Raw genomic sequence first — 14,679 nt, forward strand, 5'->3', positions numbered from 1 at the left:
CTTTGGTTTTAGCGTGAGGCAATGTATTCATCAATTTTTGCTTTTAAATTATTTACCCAACGCGGATAACTACGATGAATATTCTGGCCATCATAATCCAAGTTGTTACTGTCCACGTAAATAATACTGTAATCAGTGAGCGAATAAGGAATATCGACGACTGCTGTATGCGCTCTTAGGTGCAATGTAGCTCGAATCAGACCTGGCTTAACCGTATCCGTTTCCCAACCGAGCACTTGCCCAGCCCGAAGTATACTTAGTCGAATATCATTAAGTGTCTCGTCTTCATCAACCAAATACTCAATATTATGATTATTTAAATTTGTTAGTGGACGGCTTGTATTACATGCACTTAAAAAGATCGCCAATAAAATTGATAGAACTATAATTCTCATCGTATTTTCCCTTTATCGTTTATTATTACCAGTACACAAAAGCCTCCATTAGAGGAGGCTTTATAACTAAACAAAACTTATTTCAATTAAGTTTTTGGCTCTCTTTATAGAGGATAAGCCTACAAACCTAATTATAAGCTTAGATTTTATCGTAGTAGCTAGGCGTTGACGCGCGGAAATGCGGAGTGTATATCAAATACATGAGCACTTGAGCACGCCAACAACAACGCTAATCCGACAAAAGATTGCTTATTTACTTCTTTTTGCGTTGAGGAGGCAAGTCAGTACAAACACCTTCGTAAACCTCTGCTGCAAATGTAACTGACTCAGACAATGTTGGGTGCGCATGAATCGTTAAGCCGATATCTTCAGCGTCACAACCCATCTCTATCGCTAAGCCAACTTCTGCAATCAATTCACCAGCGTTAACACCAACGATAGCACCACCAATTACGCGGTTGTTTTTCTTATCAAACAACAACTTAGTGAAGCCTTCTTTGCGGTCAACGCCAATCGCACGACCTGATGCAGCCCATGGGAATTTACCCACGCCGTAATCAATGCCTTGCTCTTTCGCTTCTTTCTCAGTTAAACCAACCCACGAAACCTCTGGGTCTGTATAAGCTACAGAAGGAATCGTTAATGGATCAAAGTAATGCTTCTTACCAGCAATCACTTCTGCCGCAACGTGTGATTCAGCAGTTGCTTTGTGTGCCAACATCGGCTGGCCAACAATATCACCGATTGCATAAATGTGCGGTACGTTAGTGCGCATCTGCTTATCAGTTTTGATGAAGCCACGCTCAGTCACTTCAACGCCGGCTTTATCAGCATCAATCAAGTCACCGTTAGGACGGCGGCCTACTGCTGATAAAATCATGTCGAATTTTTGCGGCTTTTCAGGAGCGTTTTTACCTTCGAAAGTCACGTACAGACCGTCTTTCTTGGCTTCAACCTTAGTGACGCTGGTTTCCATCAAGATATTTTCGTACTTACCTTTGATGAACTTCTCTAATACCTTAACCACATCTTTATCTGCTGCCGGGATAAGCTGATCAGCCATCTCAACCACAGTAATTTTCGCGCCTAGTGCACGATAAACTGTCGCCATTTCTAAGCCGATAATACCGCCGCCGATGACTAGCATATGCTTTGGAATGTCGCGAAGCTCAAGAGCACCAGTAGAATCAACAATACGGTCGTCTTCTGGTAGGAATGGTAAATCCACCACGCGAGAACCAGCTGCAATAATAGCGTTATCAAAGGTTACTTTTTGCTTTTTACCATCATGCTCAACTTCGATTTCGTTGGCACCAGTAAATTTACCATAACCCTGTACTGTTTTAACTTTACGGCCTTTTGCCATGCCAGCTAGGCCACCAGTTAACTGCTTAATAACGCCATCTTTGTAATCACGAATTTTATCGATATCAAGCTTAGGTTTACCAAAGTTAACACCGTGCGCAGACATCTCTTCTGCTTCATCAATCACTTTTGCTGTGTGTAGCAATGCTTTTGAAGGGATACAGCCCACGTTTAAACAAACACCACCCAGAGTGGCGTATTTCTCAATCAAAATGACGTCCATGCCTAAGTCAGCAGCACGGAATGCAGCGTTATAGCCACCAGGGCCGCTACCTAAAACAACAACTTGAGCGTGTAAATTACTCATGAGTTCCTCTTTTCTATCTGAATTTAGAGTTTTAACTCTAAGCGCTTATTTTGCGCGTATTTTACCTAATTTGGCCGAAAAATCATCAAACAATTCGATATGACGCTATCCGTTACAAAATTGTGCGGCGTATATCCGCTAACATTTTCGACAGATGGACCGTAAAGCGAGCCGCCACAGCACCATCAATCACACGATGGTCGTATGACAAAGACATCGGCAACATCATGCGTGGCTCAAAGTCTTTACCGTTCCACACAGGCTTCACTTGATTGCGTGATAAGCCAAGAATAGCGACATCAGGCCAATTCACGATTGGCGTAAACGAAGTACCGCCAATACCACCCAATGATGAAATCGTCATTGAGCTACCTTGCATATCTTTTGCTGTAAGCTTTTTATCGCGTGCTTTTTCAGACATTTCAGCCAACTCGTTGGCTAGCTGATAAACTGATTTTTTATCCACATCACGAATCACTGGAACGACTAAACCGTCAGGTGTATCTACAGCAACACCAATATTGAAGTACTTCTTCAAGATCAAGGTTTCGCCATCTGCTGCCAATGATGAATTAAAGGTTGGGAACGCTTTTAAGCTCGCCACCAACGCTTTCATGATGAAGGCCAAAGGCGTTAATCGTACACCCTCTTTAGCAGCTTCCTCTTTCATTGATTTACGGAATTTATCCAACTCAGTGATATCCGCTTCATCGTGCTGGGTAACATGAGGAATCAAATTCCAGTTACGCTGCAACGTCACGCTACTAATCTTTTGAATTCGTGATAAAGATTTCTCTTCGATCTCACCAAACTTAGAAAAGTCGATTTCCGGTAAATCAGCAGGAGCACCGGCGCCAGAATTGGCCGTAGCTTTTGGGCGCGACAGTTCGAACTTAATGTACGACTGCACGTCTTCCTTCATAATACGATTCTTGCGGCCCGAGCCTTTCACTTTTGATAAGTCTGCACCAAACTCACGCGCCAAACGACGAACGGCAGGGCTGGCATGAATGACATCACCTTCACTGCGTTCAAACGGTTCAACCGTCACTGGAGCTGGCTTATATTCCGACTTTGGCATCGGCTGATCTTTAACACTGGTTTCTTTTTCAGCTTTTGGCTCAGAAGCTTGCTCATTTGCATTCTCTTCAGAGCTATCATCACCATCATCAGTGACCTTCATGGTGCCGATTTGGTCACCCTGGCTCACCTTATCGCCAACCTTAACAGACATAGACTCAACCGTACCTGCAAACGGTGACGGTACTTCCATGGTCGCTTTCTCAGTTTCCAGCACAATTAAGCTGTCATCTTCTTCAACCTCATCACCGGCTTTAACGCTGACCTCAATAACCTCAACGCCTTCAGAATCACCGATATCAGGTATGGTGATCGGTTCAGAACGAGAGCCACCTGACTTTTTAGGCTGGTTAGTGTTTTGTTTGGTGTTGTCATCTGCACTTGATGATAAGTCACCACCGCCAGAAGAATCACCTGAAGAGCTACCTTCTGTAGATTCCGCTTCTGAGTCAGAAGCTGACGCGTCATCGTTTGATGATTCGTTGGCTTCTATCTTTAGGATCAAGTCACCCTCAGAAACTTTATCGCCAACCTTCACTTCAATAGACTTAACAACTCCTGCATCGCTAGCAGGAACTTCCATCGTCGCCTTATCCGTTTCCAAAACAATTAAGCCATCATCAACGCTGATTTCATCGCCAACGTTGACTAACACTTCAATGATATCAACCCCACTGGCATCGCCAATATCGGGGACTTTTACCTCAGTTAAATTTGCCAAGGGAACCTCCTCCAATTATAGGGTTGCTGGGTCAGCTTTATCAGCGTCAATGTTGTAACGCTTGAGAGCTTTCGTAACTTCTTTAACATCGATCTCACCGTCGTCTGCCAACGCTTTAAGCGCTGCCACCACGATATAATAACGATCAACCTCAAAGAAACGGCGTAGATTTTCGCGGCTGTCTGAGCGCCCGAATCCATCCGTACCAAGAACGGTGTAACTCATTGGTACAAAATTGCGGATCTGATCAGCATAAGACTTCATATAGTCCGTAGCAGCAATCGCAGGGCCTTTTTGTTTCTCTAGACATTTTTCAACATACGATTTCTTAGGCTTTTTGTCTGGGTGTAGCATGTTTTCACGCTCTACTGACAAACCTTCACGGCGCAACTCAGTGAAGCTAGGAACTGACCAGATATCAGAAAGTACCCCAAAGTCTTCTTCGAGTAATTCAGCAGCATGCTCAACTTCACGTAAGATAGAACCAGAGCCCATCAGCTGGACACGCGGTGCTTTTTTACGCGACTTTTCCGTTTTCAATTGGTACATACCCTTAATAATGCCTTCTTCAACTCCTTCAGGCATTTCAGGGTGAACATAATTTTCATTCAAGGTCGAAATATAATAGAACACATTTTCTTGGTCCTTATACATACGACGCATACCTTCGCGAACAATCACCGCCACTTCATAAGCATAGGTCGGGTCATAACTGACACAGTTCGGAATGGTTGCAGAAATTAAGTGATTATGACCATCTTGGTGCTGCAAGCCTTCGCCGTTCAAGGTAGTACGACCTGAGGTTGCACCAATTAAGAAACCACGCGCCTGCATATCACCTGCCGCCCACGCTAAGTCACCAATACGTTGGAAACCAAACATCGAGTAGAAGATATAGAATGGAATCATCGGCAAGTTATTGCTCGAATAGCTGGTCGCTGCCGCCATCCACGATGACATTGCGCCCGCTTCGTTGATACCTTCCTCTAAAATCTGACCTTTCTTATCTTCACGGTAGTACATGATTTGATCCGAATCGACCGGATCATAAAGTTGACCGACTGACGAATAAATACCAATTTGACGGAACATGCCTTCCATACCAAAGGTACGCGCTTCATCAGGAATAATCGGTACGATGCGCTCTTTCAGACTCTTGTCTTTTAAGAGCACGTTCAAGCCACGAACAAATGCCATTGTGGTTGAAATCTCACGATCACCACTCGACTTTAATAGTGGCTCAAATGCGTCCAACGAAGGAATATCTAGGCTCTGTGAATCAGGACGACGCGCTGGTAAATGACCACCCAGCTTTTCTCGACGTTCGTGAAGGTACTTAATCTCTTCACTGTCTTCACCAGGGTGATAGAACGGTACATCCTCTAATTTGTCATCAGGGATCGGGACATTGAAGCGGTCGCGGAAGTGTTTAAGTGCTTCTAGGTTCATCTTCTTCATCTGGTGAGCAGCGTTTTTACCCTCACCAGAAGAGCCCATGCCATATCCTTTAACCGTCTTAGCTAAGATCACCGTCGGCTGACCTTCGGTATTCACCGCTTTATGGTAAGCAGCATAAACTTTGTGCGGATCGTGACCACCACGGTTTAAGCGCCAAATGTCCTCATCCGACATATTGGCTACCATTTCCAGCAACTTAGGATCTTTACCAAAGAAGTGCTCACGAGTATAAGCACCACCCTTGGCTTTGCAGTTTTGGTATTCGCCATCAACAGTTTCTTCCATCACTTTGCGCAAACGGCCTTCAGTGTCTCTCGCAATAAGTGGGTCCCAATAGCGGCCCCAAATCACTTTCAAGACACTCCAACCTGAACCACGGAACTCGCCTTCAAGTTCTTGGATGATTTTGCCGTTACCACGAACCGGACCATCAAGGCGTTGTAAATTACAGTTAACGACAAAAATTAAGTTGTCGAGTTTCTCTCGACCAGCAAGGCTAATAGCTCCCATTGATTCTGGCTCATCCATCTCACCATCACCAAGGAAAGCCCAAACTTTACGTCCTTTAGTATCTGCCAGACCACGGTTTTCCAAATATTTCAGGAAGCGTGCTTGGTAGATAGCTTGAATCGGGCCTAAGCCCATTGATACAGTCGGGAACTGCCAGAAATTCGGCATTAACCACGGGTGCGGGTATGATGATAAACCTTTACCATCAACTTCCTGACGGAAATTACTCATCTGTTCTTCAGTCAAACGACCTTCAAGAAATGCACGGGCATAGATACCAGGTGAAGAGTGACCTTGATAATAGATCAAGTCACCTTTGTCTTCGTTGTTTCCTTTAAAGAAATGGTTAAATCCTACATCGTATAGCGTTGCGCTCGAAGCAAAGCTCGACAAGTGCCCACCTAGCTCAAGCTCTTTGTTAGACGCCTGAAGCACGATGGCAATAGCATTCCAACGAATAATTGCCCGTAATCGGCGTTCCATTTCTTGGTCGCCTGGCATATGAGCTTCTTGCGAAGGAGGAATTGTGTTCAAGTAAGCGGTGGTGAGATCAAACGGCAAGTTAGCACCGGCACGACGAGCCTTTGCTACTAGTTTTTCCAACAAGAAGTGCGCACGTTCTACGCCCTCTTCAGCCATCACCGCATCTAACGCATCAATCCACTCTTGTGTTTCAATGGGATCAACATCCTGCGCTGCTGCGTTTCTCTTTAAATCGTTATCAGACATATCTTTTATCGCCTTATGACAGCCACATGCATTTATTTAACACGTGTTAAACAGAATTAATAAAATTCACAAAGCCAACATCTTAGTCAAAAAAGCAACAAAAAGATACCATAGAGGGCAAAAATCGGGCAGTCAGACACAGTGGTCTGACCTAGGGATTTCACAACCAGTTAATTAACCAGCGTTAAATAATAGGCTTCTAGCGCTTAAACGAAAGTCCAACCAAGTAGAGTCGCTACAGCGATAACAGCAAATAAAATAACGCCAGCTCGTTGCGATAAACTGATTGCACAGTGGTTTGAAGCGCAGGAGCTTGGCCTATCTTGATCTTCCTCACCGTCAATATAAGAGCCCATGCTGGCTGTGGCAGTTACGTTGAGTAACTCTTTACCGCTAACATTCAAGTCAAAAAACATGCCTTTACTGTGTTCGATACCACGTGCCATATCACCGGCTAATAGGTAAGTGAGTGCTGATAACCGGAAAGCAAACCATTCCATCGCATAGTGTACCTTTGTCCCAACTATCCCTAGCTTGCTTTCTTGCTGTTGCCACAACAACATGCGGTAAAGCAAAGCGCCAGCAGGTCCTAACAATACAAACCAAATGGCCACGCTAAAGTATTGGCTCTCGATATTGTAGAAAATAGTCTCGGTAACATCCTTAACCATCTGCTCTTCATTCTCTGACTCTTTGCCGGTATAGGTTTTAGCATATTCATAAGCGGCTTGAGAGTCGTCATGGCTCATCGCGCTGAAGTAGCCTTGCAGTTGCTTACTCGGCAGCTGTGGCCCAAAGGCATGCACTAAGATGAGGACCATCAAACCAAGCATGATAACTGACGCAATAAAACCGTGATCAAACAACTTAAATATGACAAATACTAAAACAGCAGGTAATAAAACCTCGAACAGCTCTTTGATCCAGCCTTGATACCAGCTTTTGGTGCCAAGCGATTTCTCAAAGAATCTTAAGTAAGCAAAATACCAATTGTCACTACTCAATTTGTCACGCGCAATTGATTGATTGCCGTGATAATATCGCTCTATTAATATTGCAATGACTAAAGCTAATAACGCCATATCCCCTTCCCAACATTTAAATATTAATATTTCAACACTGTTATACCATAAGGTGAAAAGATTAAGCACCCTCCACCCAAGACTTATCTATCAATCTACAGCAAGCCTTTATACAACTGCCAGTCAAAAGCTGGTCCAGGATCGGTCTTACGTCCTGGCGCAATATTCGCGTGCCCTGTAATTCGTTCACTCGAAATCTTCGGGTAAGCTGTGAGAATTAATCGAGTCACTTTCGCCAACACCTCGTATTGAATCGCTTCGTACGGTAAGTCATCCGTCCCTTCAAGCTCAATGCCTATTGAGTAGTCGTTGCATTTCTCGCGACCTCCAAAGCTTGATACCCCGGCATGCCAGGCTCTTTTATGGAAGGGTACATATTGCACTAATTCTCCGTTCCGACGAATTAATAAATGGCTCGACACGCGAATACCGGCTACTTCCTCAAAGAATGGATGTTCGCTTGGATTTAAACAACCACCGAATAACTGATCGATGTAAGGTCCCCCAAATTGCTGAGGGGGTAAGCTAATGTTGTGAATCACTAACAAATCTATATCGTCATCACTGACGCGTTCATCATAATGATCGCACTCAGCCTGACGAGCACCCTCGATCAGACCAGTATGTAAATTTAGGCAATATTCTTGCTGGATAGGTGTCATGCTATTCCTAAACCCGTTTTTTGAGATTACAATACCACAGATTAAGCACATTATGATGCATCAACCCAGAAACCGCGTACGGAACAAATTATGATCGAGATTCCCTATCAAGCCAAACTTAAAGAAAACATCGAGTATCAAGTCAAAAGAGCGCTTGAGGAAGACTTGAATGGCCTTGATGGCGTCGACGTTACCGCTGAACTTATCAACGCAGATAAAACAGCCAAAGGTCGCCTGATCACGCGCGAAGATTGTGTCGTTTGCGGTATTGATTGGTTCAATGCTGTGTTTGAAGCACTTGATCCTAGTATTAGTATAGAGTGGAAGTGTCAAGATGGCGACAAAGTCGCAGCAAACGATACACTGTGTGAGTTAGAAGGTAATGCTCGCAATATTCTCACCGCAGAACGCAGTGCAATGAACTTCCTACAAACACTCTCTGGAACGGCGACCATCACCTCTCGTTACGTCAGGGAACTAAAAGGCACGAACTGCCAGCTGCTGGATACGCGCAAGACAGTTCCTATGCTCAGATTAGCGCAAAAATACGCTGTATACTGTGGTGGCGGTAAAAACCATCGCATGGGCTTATATGACGCCTTTCTGATTAAAGAAAATCATATCGTCTCTACGGGGTCAATCGAAGAGGCTGTGGCAACGGCAAGACGCAATCACCCGAAAACACTGGTGGAAGTGGAGGTTGAGACCTTTGCACAACTTGATCAAGCGCTGGATGCTGGAGCTGATGTCATCATGTTGGACAACTTTAGTGTTGATGATATGCGCACGGGAGTTGCAATTAACCAGATGCATTCACACACTGCAAAAATTGAAGCTTCGGGAAATGTGACGATTGAAACATTACGCGATATTGCTGAAACTGGTGTGGACTATATTTCGGTAGGTGCTCTAACCAAACACGTTAAAGCAGTCGATTTGTCATTACGATTAACACTGTAATCAGCAAATAGCCAGTTCGAACTCAAAGTCTTCAGCAACTGGCTTTAACTCACTCTCTGCTTTTTCGATAAAGCGGATACTAAAATAATGTTTAGAGCCGCTAATCTCCGGGAAGTAGCTTGAATCGCTGGGCAACATCACTCGTAACAACTGTGGATTGCTTCGATTAGAAAGGCTACTTTGATAAACGCCTTGTTTGCTTACTACCGATTCAAACTCACCATTTTCTCTGAATAGACGTAACAGAATTTTGATGCACTGCGCCAACCCATCAAGATGTGAAAACCATTCTTTAAGACAGTTTTGACGGTATTGCGGTGACTGGTTTAAAAATAGATGCAGTTCCGGTAGATCAAAACTACAAGTTCCGCCTGGCATACGAATACGATTCTTTAGCATATCAATAAAGCGATCTGAGCGCAGTGTGGTGCCAAACTTTCCACGGTAACGGCTTAGCCAGTCAAGCAATTGGTTCAGTTGGTCTAAAAACCGCTTTAACTTTAGTGCATCAATATAAGGACTTTCTTCAAGTTGCTCAAAGTGAAGCTTTTGGGCTTCAAGTTCTTTTATCAACTCTCCTTTAATATCGCCACGATCAAGGCTATCAAGAATTTCCCACAAATTTCTGAGAGCACCAACATGGCAAATCGTTGATTCTTGTTCTCTCAAGTGTAATTGAATCGCGAATAGCTGTTCTAGGCGAAGATAGGTGCGAACCTGCTCGCTTAACGGGTGTTCGTAAAGAATTGACTCAACAGCGTCACTCATAGAGTTAGCCCCTTGCTAAATCACGATATTGCCTGTCTAGATTTATAACTTGTTGTTTTAACGATTGCAAATCTGAATGGTTGACGATCACATCATCTGCAATTAATAGCCGTTCCTGACGACTGGCTTGAGCTTTAATCAATGCTTCAGCTTGCTCGACCGAACTGCCATCTCGTTGCATCAACCGTTCTTGCTGCACCACTTCACTGCTATCAACCACTAGCACTCTTTGATACTGCAGAGCTTCATTCGTTCCGTGAATGGTTTCAGCATATAACGGTATCACGCTGACGGTATAAAGCTCTTTGTTGTCTTTAGCCTCATCGCGTAGAGATTTCATTTTATGCCGGATCATTGGGTGCAAAAGTTGATTCAGCCACTCACGATGTTGCTTATTGTCAAAAACGATATTGCGTAATGCTTTGCGATCGAGGGAGCCATCGTTATGAAGTACAGCGGCACCAAAATACTCAGTTATTGCCTTCAGTCCTTCTGAGCCAATGGCCACCACCTCGCGGGCAATGATATCAGCATCGATCACTGTCACGCCAAGTTCTTGAAAATAGCGACTAGCGGCTGATTTGCCGCTAGCGACGCCACCAGTTAGCACAACGTGATAAGTCATATTTCCTAAGGAGCCAACAGATTAAGATAATACTCAGTTAGTGACTGCCCCCAAATTAGGGTAATCCAGCCGGCAATAGCAAGAAACGGTCCGAAGGGAATGGTGTAATCCCTCCCTTTTTTGTTGATAACCATCGCTAGTATCCCGAGAACTGCACCGGTAACCGTCGATAGAATAATCACGAGTGGAAGCATTTTAAAGCCAACAAAAGCACCGATGGCGGCTAAAAGCTTAAAGTCACCATGCCCCATACCTTCCTTGCCAGTAGCAATTTTAAATAACCAATAAATTGACCAAAGCACAAGGTAACCACATAAAGCACCTATCACTGAGGACTCTAAATCAGGTGCAAAACTAGCTTGTACCGCTAAAGGCTCTATGAACAAAAATACGGATAGCCCCAGCCAGATCAATGGCAAGGTCAACTGATCAGGAAGAATCTTATGGTCATAATCAATGAAGCTGCCGATGATTAAGTAAGACGTGAACAGTAATGCAAATAGTAGCAACCAACTAAAACCAAATACCCAGGCGCAAATCGCAAAGGTGACAGCGGTCAATAGCTCTACAAATGGGTAACGAATGGATATGCCCGTTTTGCAAGAGCGACACTTACCTCTTAAGACAAGCCAGCTCAAAACAGGGACATTTTCAAAGGCCGAAATCTTATGGCCGCATTTGGGGCATGCCGAACGTGGGGTTACCAGAGTGTACTTCTCAGGCATCTCATCTTTTGGGCAACTTACTTCACAATGTGCCTCTTTTAGAATTTCAGAAGCAGTTGCTCGCCACTCTCTATTGAGAATTACTGGTAAGCGATGGATTACTACATTAAAAAAGCTACCAAAAAGCAAGCCCAGTACAAAAACAAAACCTGCCAATAAAGGCAGGTTATTTGATAATAATTCAATCATTTTAATTGTAATTTAATCTTCGTTAATTTCTTAGAATGCATCACCAAGCTTAAAGATTGGTAGATACATAGCAACAATAATGGTACCAACAAGGCCACCGATAAAGACAATAACAAACGGTTCGATCAAAGAACTCAAACCATCAACAGCATCATCAACTTCGGCTTCATAGATATCAGCAACCTTTGATAACATAGTGTCAACTGAACCCGCTTCCTCACCAATCGCTACCATCTGGTTAACCATATTGGGGAATACACCTGTAGAAGTCATTGCCATATTAATCTGTAAGCCGCTTGTAACATCTTCCTTAATTTTCATAATGGCTTTCTTGTATACCGTATTGCCAGAAGCACCAGCAGCAGAGTCTAGGGCATCGACGAGTGGAACACCAGCCGCAAAAGTAGTCGCTAAGGTTCGCGCGTAACGTGCCACTGCAGCTTTTTGTACCAAAGGTCCAAAAATTGGAATTTTCAATAACAACCTATCTTTTGCTTCTCTAAACTGTGGAGAGTTCTTATTCGCTTGAGCAAATCCAAACACAATAGCAATCAGCACCCCTAAATAAATGTACCAATTAGCCTGCATATTTTCTGATGCTGCCACAACCATGCCTGTTAAAGCCGGTAAATCAGCTCCAGCTCCCGAAAAAAGGTCTTTAAACATTGGTACCACATAAATCAGTAGGACTGCCGTAACTGCGAGCGATACTACGATAACTGCAATGGGATACATCATAGCTTTTTTAATCTTCGACTTTAAAGCTTCCGACTTTTCTTTATAGGTAGCAATACGGTCAAGCATTTGCTCAAGTGTACCTGACTGCTCACCAGCATGAATCAAATCACAGACAAGCTCATCAAAATATTTTGGATGTCCTCGCAAAGCTGTGGCGAATGGGTTACCCGACTCTACATCTTCCTTAATTTTAAGGACTAAGTCTTGAACACTAGCATTCTCATGGCCTTTTCCGATGATATCGAATGACTGGACTAAGGGTACACCGGCCTTCATCATTGTGGCTAGCTGGCGTAGAAAGACAGCAATATCAACCGGCTTTATCGGTTTTTTTCCACCACCCAATGAACCAAATAAATCAGCATTAACAGTTTTAGGAGTTACGCCCTGCTTTCTTAAAGCCACCTTAACTTCATCTGCATCAACAGCAGGCATTGAGCCTTTAACCTTTTGCCCCTGCTTATTGACCCCTTTCCACTGAAAAACTTTTTGTTTTTTTTGCTTTTTAGATGTATTGCGCTTTTTAACTGCAGTTGCCATGTTCCGGTACCTTTAGCCCTTAGTTTTACCAATATAGCAAAGAAAGGTGTTTTTCCTCAATAAAATAAACAAGATCAAGGAATTAGAGTCACTATTCTTGAGTGACGCGATTTACTTCTTCTAGACTGGTAGCCCCTAACTTAATTTTATTCAAACCAGCTCTTCTTAAATCAGGTATATTTTCTTTTTTAGCCTGATCCGCGATATCAATTGCGTTACCACCCTCCATGATAATACGTCCTGTCTCCTCAGATACTGGCATTACTTGGAATAAACCCACACGACCTTTATAACCTAATGTACATTTATCGCAACCAACCGGTTCATAAATTGTGAGATCGTTCAGCTCTTCTTGCGTAAAACCTTCTTCTAATAATGCCTCATCGGGCAAATCTGCCGGTTTTTTGCAGTGTTCACAGAGCCTTCTAGCCAAACGCTGAGCTACAACAAGATTAACGGTAGTCGCTATATTAAACGGCGCAACGCCCATGTTTACCAATCGCGTTAAGGTTTCTGGTGCCGAGTTTGTGTGCAAAGTAGATAGTACTAAGTGACCCGTTTGGGACGCTTTAATTGCAATTTCAGCAGTTTCTAAGTCACGTATCTCACCGACCAGTACAATGTCAGGATCCTGACGTAAGAAAGCTCTTAATGCCGAAGCGAAAGTTAGCCCAGCTTTCACATTAACATTAACCTGATTTACACCGACTAGGTTAATTTCTACAGGGTCTTCTGCAGTAGAAATGTTTTTGTGTTCATCGTTTAAAATATTGACGCCTGTATACAGCGTAACTGTCTTACCAGAACCAGTAGGCCCTGTGACTAAAACCATTCCTTGTGGCTTGCTGATAGCCTCCATAAAATGTTTCTTTTGCTGTTGTTCAAAACCTAGCGCATCAACACCTAACATGGCACTTGTTGGATCGAGAATACGCATAACAATCTTTTCGCCGAATAGCGTGGGCAGAGTATTCACACGAAAATCAATTGCCTTGGTTTTCGATAGCTTTAACTTCACACGACCATCTTGGGGTACTCGACGTTCAGAAATATCCAAGTTAGATAGTACTTTTAGACGAGCTGATATACGTGAAGATAACTGAATTGGCGGACTTGCAACCTCATGTAACAGGCCATCAATACGAAATCTAACTCTGTATTTTTTTTCGTAAGGTTCGAAGTGCAAATCCGATGCCCCTTTTCGAATGGCATCCACTAACATTTTTTTTACAAATTTAACAACAGGAGCATCATCTCTTTCAGCTCCCTCATCAATGTCTCCGCCTTGCCCCTCATCCACGGCATCTAAGTCAATATTATCGAGATCGGCGTCATCAAAATCGGATAATGACTCACTTTCTTTTTCATCAATCAGCTTATTAACGAGTGAGTCTAACTTTGAAGGTTCCACCAATACAGCTTCAATAGAGCAATTGGTTTGGAACCTGACTTCTTCTAGGCTCTTAAGATTAGTAGCATCTGCTACCCCCACAAATAAACGGGTTCCGCGTTTATAAAGCGGAAGAACACGATGCTTTCGCATCATATTTAGATCGATAATATCCTTGGGTAAATTGTCAGGGTTTATGGAAGATGCGTCGAAATAAGGCGCACCGAAATTAACTCCTTGTGCTTTTACGGCATCGGCCCCCTGAACTACGCCAGAATTAACTAACCAATCAATCAGGCCAATTTTTTCTTCTTTAGCTCGCTCAATTGCATCTTTAACTTTTTCTTTATCTATTAGCCCTTCTGCTACAAGCATGTGGGCTAAACCTGTAAGGCCTGTTTCAACTAATGCCATTCATGACCTCTGTTTAGAGTT

The 14,679-nt window shown here is 43.4% G+C and carries 12 protein-coding genes; 1 reads left to right on the forward strand and 11 read right to left on the reverse strand.

Translation table 11 applies throughout. From position 1 onward, the window contains the following. Window positions 1-8 precede the first annotated feature (8 nt). The 6 genes from TQ33_RS08435 to ampD all read right to left on the reverse strand — a co-directional run bounded on the left by TQ33_RS08435 (window position 9) and on the right by ampD (window position 8,309). Window positions 9-395 carry a hypothetical protein gene (locus TQ33_RS08435; protein WP_046561664.1) on the reverse strand — a complete coding sequence of 129 codons (387 nt, stop codon included), beginning with the start codon at window positions 393-395 and terminating at the stop codon, window positions 9-11. Between the two features lie 253 nt (window positions 396-648). Continuing rightward, a complete protein-coding gene (lpdA, locus tag TQ33_RS08440; protein ID WP_046561665.1) occupies window positions 649-2,067 on the reverse strand; it encodes a dihydrolipoyl dehydrogenase in 1,419 nt (472 codons plus the stop codon). Between the two features lie 112 nt (window positions 2,068-2,179). Then, entirely contained in the window at window positions 2,180-3,868 is a 1,689-nt protein-coding gene (aceF, locus tag TQ33_RS08445) for a dihydrolipoyllysine-residue acetyltransferase (RefSeq protein ID WP_046561666.1), read from the reverse strand. Window positions 3,869-3,883: 15 nt separating this feature from the next. Then, window positions 3,884-6,565: a pyruvate dehydrogenase (acetyl-transferring), homodimeric type gene (gene aceE, locus TQ33_RS08450; protein WP_046561667.1), complete on the reverse strand. Its 2,682-nt coding sequence runs from the start codon at window positions 6,563-6,565 to the stop codon at window positions 3,884-3,886. 206 nt (window positions 6,566-6,771) lie between these two features. After that, window positions 6,772-7,647 (reverse strand): regulatory signaling modulator protein AmpE, encoded by an 876-nt coding sequence (ampE, locus tag TQ33_RS08455; RefSeq protein ID WP_046561668.1) that lies wholly within the window; start codon window positions 7,645-7,647, stop codon window positions 6,772-6,774. A 95-nt stretch (window positions 7,648-7,742) separates the two neighbouring features. Continuing rightward, on the reverse strand, window positions 7,743-8,309 hold the full coding sequence (ampD, locus tag TQ33_RS08460) for a 1,6-anhydro-N-acetylmuramyl-L-alanine amidase AmpD (protein WP_046561669.1): 567 nt from the start codon (window positions 8,307-8,309) through the stop codon (window positions 7,743-7,745). A gap of 90 nt (window positions 8,310-8,399) precedes the next feature. Here ampD and nadC point away from each other — a divergent pair, with 90 nt between their 5' ends. Next, window positions 8,400-9,269, forward strand: coding sequence for a carboxylating nicotinate-nucleotide diphosphorylase (gene nadC, locus TQ33_RS08465; protein ID WP_046561670.1), 870 nt, complete (start codon window positions 8,400-8,402; stop codon window positions 9,267-9,269). Here the strand turns inward: nadC and zapD are convergent, their stop codons facing one another. The 5 genes from zapD to pilB form a co-directional block, all read right to left on the reverse strand. Then, window positions 9,270-10,037 (reverse strand): cell division protein ZapD, encoded by a 768-nt coding sequence (gene zapD, locus TQ33_RS08470; protein ID WP_046561671.1) that lies wholly within the window; start codon window positions 10,035-10,037, stop codon window positions 9,270-9,272. 4 nt (window positions 10,038-10,041) lie between these two features. Beyond that, window positions 10,042-10,662: a dephospho-CoA kinase gene (gene coaE, locus TQ33_RS08475; RefSeq protein ID WP_046561672.1), complete on the reverse strand. Its 621-nt coding sequence runs from the start codon at window positions 10,660-10,662 to the stop codon at window positions 10,042-10,044. Between the two features lie 5 nt (window positions 10,663-10,667). Then, window positions 10,668-11,576: a prepilin peptidase gene (locus tag TQ33_RS08480; protein ID WP_046561673.1), complete on the reverse strand. Its 909-nt coding sequence runs from the start codon at window positions 11,574-11,576 to the stop codon at window positions 10,668-10,670. A gap of 30 nt (window positions 11,577-11,606) precedes the next feature. Further along, on the reverse strand, window positions 11,607-12,854 hold the full coding sequence (locus tag TQ33_RS08485; protein WP_046561674.1) for a type II secretion system F family protein: 1,248 nt from the start codon (window positions 12,852-12,854) through the stop codon (window positions 11,607-11,609). Window positions 12,855-12,945: 91 nt separating this feature from the next. Then, window positions 12,946-14,658: a type IV-A pilus assembly ATPase PilB gene (pilB, locus tag TQ33_RS08490; protein ID WP_046561675.1), complete on the reverse strand. Its 1,713-nt coding sequence runs from the start codon at window positions 14,656-14,658 to the stop codon at window positions 12,946-12,948. Window positions 14,659-14,679 lie beyond the last annotated feature (21 nt).

Origin of the sequence: Kangiella geojedonensis, from assembly GCF_000981765.1 — a bacterium.
Lineage (GTDB): Bacteria > Pseudomonadota > Gammaproteobacteria > Enterobacterales > Kangiellaceae > Kangiella > Kangiella geojedonensis.